Origin of the sequence: Zhongshania borealis, from assembly GCF_039539625.1 — a bacterium.
In the GTDB taxonomy this organism is placed as follows: domain Bacteria; phylum Pseudomonadota; class Gammaproteobacteria; order Pseudomonadales; family Spongiibacteraceae; genus Spongiibacter; species Spongiibacter borealis.
Genome location: NZ_BAABDM010000020.1, coordinates 1 through 4,081, shown reverse-complemented (window position 1 = coordinate 4,081; position 4,081 = coordinate 1). Strand labels below are relative to the sequence as shown.

Below are 4,081 nucleotides of genomic sequence, written 5' to 3'. Positions count from 1 at the left end.
CGGCGCTGACATTGAGCAGTGATATCACTAATAAAGGTTTTACTGGTCATGAGCAGCTGGATGGAGTCAACCTCATCCACATGGGTGGACGAGTATACGACGCAGAGATTGGTCGTTTCTTAAGTGCTGATCCATTTGTGGGCGACAGTACAAACCTACAGGCACTTAACCGCTATAGTTATGTAGAAAACAATCCGCTTAGTTATACCGACCCTAGCGGGTTTTTCTTGAAGAAATTGGTTAAGAAACTTGGTAATGCGATTAAAAGCGGTATAAGTAGCGTAGTTGAGGGAAGTCGAAACCTCAGAAGAAAGGTGCTGCGTCAGATTGGCGAGATCGAAGGGCTTTCCATTGTAATAAGTGTTGCGCTGAACTTCATACCTGGGTGCCAAGCTTGGTGTGCCATGGCATTTAATGCTGCGATGACGGATGCGAATGGAGGTACGATTGGGCAAGTGCTCACTGGTGCTGCTATAGGTATGATTACAAACGGTGTGCCGGGTGTTGATGGAATGGTTGGAGGCGGCGTCGTTGGTGCGCTTAGCGAGAATATTGGCAATATGGCGGCGTCAATGCTTGTTGCTGGCACGGTGTCTAAAGCTCAAGGTGGTAAATTCATTGACGGAGCTAAATGGGCTGGAATAGGTAGTGCAATAGGTACCGCAGCTGGCGGAATTCGAAACGCAGTAAATGCAGGTGCGACCTCTTTGGGTGCGGCTATGGACCATATTAAGTGGGCATTGGAGGATGCTATGCTTCCAACTGCTGAACTTAAAAATGGAATCGTTCGTATGGAAGAAAAAGCGCCAGATGGAAATCATTTTGTGCCATCCGGAGGGGCAACGGTAACTCAGGGCGCTACTAGATTTGTCACAATGCCGGGATTTGCTGAAAGGCATACTTATACAGGAAACCTATACTCTTCTGGTGCTGGTAATCCTTCTGATGGGGCTTCAAGCCAAGCTACGAGAGTCCTTGCGGTCGTTTCTGTAGTCTCGTTAGGGCTTCCATTCTCGGTGCAGGCTGGTGTGATACTAGCTCCACAGTGGCATTTAGTTCTTTCAAACGGGTTACAGAGTTTTAATGCGTGGCGAAATGTTCATGGTGTGGCGCGGGACATTTTATCCGGGATTGATGACGCAGTGCCACAGAGGGTTAATTATAAGGACTTCTCGCAACCGAAGTCCCCCGCAGCGATTGAACGATTAAAGGATTGGTAAAGTCGCATGAATATTTTTTATCTGATTTTAGTTGTGGCTGGCGTCATATTTTTTTATTTATTTGTTATTAATTTGCATGCCATTTTGAAATCGCGTGTAGTTAAGTCATATATATGCAATTTTTCATATCATGCAGATATTAATTCTGTTGTAGATAATAAAGTTATGGGAATGCTATATTTTCCTGAAAAAATATCTTTTGTCGTTTATGTTGGAGTAACACCAGAAGGAATATTTATATATTCTCTATATAAATTTTCTATCGTAATTCCGTGGAAAAACTTGGCGGCTGTTCGAGTTATCAATGCGAAAGGTTCTATACTCGCAAATTTACGTTTGTATAGTGAGGGGATAGTAGATCGAAAGCTATTGATACCATGGAAGAATGAATTTAATAGTGAAATTCCGCTAGGAGTTGTCGTTATTGTCGACTCATAGAGAGGCGCAGAGAAAATGCTGGGGTTTTAGATTTGTGATGGAATCATGCCAGATGGTTGGGCGGTGACCGGAATCTAAATCAGCCGAAAGAGGGGCAATGTTGTTAATTATGCTTGGGTAAACTAAATGCCGGTAATCTTGAATAAGTGTGTTATCTATGCCGCTCCTTTAAACTACCGTCGGAATCAGGAGTCCCATTTCGTTAAGCCTACCCATACAGCTAACGCTCGACTTATAAAACAATCATGGGCTATGGTGCTGACAGACAACTAATCACGCGAATGGATGAAACCGCTGCGGGCATTAGCAATACCGTATTTGTAGGTGGCCTATATGAAAAGGTCACACTGCCTAATGGTGATATCAAAGAACGCCACTATGTCGGTGGCAATACCATTGTTACCTACAAAAATCGCACTGCCAACAGTGCTGGCACAACAGAAACGCGATATTTACACAAAGACCATATTGGCAGCACAGTCCTCATCAGCGATGAAAATGGTGATGAAGTGGAGTCATTTAGCTTTGACCCTTGGGGCAAGCGCAGAGCCGCTACACTGACAGAGATTCAAGCGATTCTCGGTAGCTGGAGTTCGTTGACCGTATACCAAAAGGGAAATCTCACGATTTCGGCCCTGACATTGAGCAGTGATATCACTAATAAAGGTTTTACTGGTCATGAGCAGCTGGATGGAGTCAACCTCATCCACATGGGTGGACGAGTATACGACGCAGAGATTGGTCGTTTCTTAAGTGCGGATCCATTTGTGGGCGACAGTACAAACCTACAGGCACTTAACCGCTATAGTTATGTAGAAAACAATCCGCTTAGTTATACCGACCCTAGCGGGTTTTTCTTGAAGAAATTGGTTAAGAAAATAGGTAATGCCATCGGTAAGGCACATAAAGCGGTCGCCGAAGCGTTTTTGTCTGCCCACAAGAAATTCTTCAGAGAAATAGGTCGAGTCGAGGGCTTGTCTACTGCGATCAGTATCGGGCTGGGTATTGTATGTAATGGGGCTGCAGCTGCCTGTGTTGCGGCTTTTAATGCAGCGATGACGGCGGCGAATGGAGGTACAATCGAACAGGTTATTACGGGCGCTGCAGTTGGGTATATTGCGGGAGAGTTCTCCACTCAATTGGGCGTGGCGTTTAACGCTGGCAATGTAGGGAATGTAGGTGCGGCTATGTTTGTTGGTGGTAGTGTGGCGAAGGCCCAAGGCGGTAAGTTTATAGATGGGGTGAAGGGCGCGGCTGTGGGGGCTGCTATTGGTTATGGTATTCAGAGGATCATGAGTCCCACGCCAGAACTCGCCGGAGCCGAAAGTGGTGATGCCTCCTTGAGCGAGAATTCTAATGAGCTGATGACAAATGACGAATTGAACGTTTACATGTCCGATTATCTCGATGGTTCTAGCGGTCAATATGTGGCTCAGCTTGATTTGCCGCTAGCGCCACAATGGCTAGTTGATTCAGCGGCGGGATTCGGAGACACACTATCTTTCGGTGGAACGGCGATAGCTCGCGAAATATTTGGTTACAACGACGTTGTTAATTTTGGCTCAGGTGCTTATATGAGTGGTGTCGGAGCTGGCACTGCAGTCCATATGATCGGTTTTAGGACTGGTGGGGAATTGAACATAGGAAGGAATTTCCGTTTAGCCCCATGGGGAAACCGAACTGGACATCCAACTGGTAAATATCCTCATTATCATAGGAGAGCAATGGACGGTAAGGGTAATACAGTGCCAGGAGGTTCTATTAAGCGTCATCGTCCATGGGATTCGAGAAGTTCTGACAAATCAATGGGAGATCGCTTCTAATGGCAAGGTTTGTAATTGTTGACGATCACGGGGATTTAGATATCTATAGCTCTATTGAGGACGCTCGCGCCGACTTGGAAGTTATTGATGTCGAAAATTCTGAATATGTAATCTATGATGATTTAGGTAATCTAATAGAAGCTGAAATTGAATTATCTCGTGGAGAAAAGAGGTTTGGGTCAACAAAAATTATTACCTTCATTTCTACGGAGGTTAACGAAGCGGACAACCTAATGTTGATAATTCAACAGTATTTAATGAAAGTTGGCTCGATTCCGCTGGATTCTTCTTTTCCACTGCACGAGCTAGTTTTTAGACTTGCCAAATTTCAAGGGCTGACGGAAAAAGAACTAGATGAGTGATGTGCCTAATGCGTTAGTCTCTCATCCTATAGCTGCTAATGCGAATGGACGAAACCGCTGCGGGCATTAGCAATACAGTGTTCGTAGGTGGTCTATATGAAAAGGTCACACTGCCTAATGGTGATATCAAAGAACGCCACTATGTTGGTGGCAATACCATTGTTACCTATAAGAATCGTACCGCCAACAGTGCCGGAATAGTAGAAACGCGCTATTTACACAAAGACCATATTGGCAG

5 protein-coding genes are annotated in these 4,081 nt (G+C 45.0%); all 5 read left to right on the top strand.

What is annotated here, in order from left to right:
* Positions 1-1,220, top strand: a 1,220-nt coding sequence (locus ABD836_RS19380) for an RHS repeat-associated core domain-containing protein (RefSeq protein WP_344939298.1), incomplete at its 5' end; no start/stop codon positions are given.
* A gap of 6 nt (positions 1,221-1,226) precedes the next feature.
* Positions 1,227-1,658, top strand: coding sequence for a hypothetical protein (locus ABD836_RS19375; RefSeq protein ID WP_344939295.1), 432 nt, complete (start codon positions 1,227-1,229; stop codon positions 1,656-1,658).
* Positions 1,659-1,939: 281 nt separating this feature from the next.
* Entirely contained in the window at positions 1,940-3,481 is a 1,542-nt protein-coding gene (locus tag ABD836_RS19370; protein WP_344939292.1) for an RHS repeat domain-containing protein, read from the top strand.
* Complete coding sequence (locus ABD836_RS19365) at positions 3,481-3,843, top strand: hypothetical protein (protein WP_344939289.1); 363 nt, start codon at positions 3,481-3,483, stop codon at positions 3,841-3,843. The genes ABD836_RS19370 and ABD836_RS19365 overlap by 1 nt, the downstream gene beginning before the upstream one ends.
* 44 nt (positions 3,844-3,887) lie before the next feature.
* Positions 3,888-4,081, top strand: a 194-nt coding sequence (locus ABD836_RS19360) for a hypothetical protein (RefSeq protein WP_344939286.1), incomplete at its 3' end; no start/stop codon positions are given.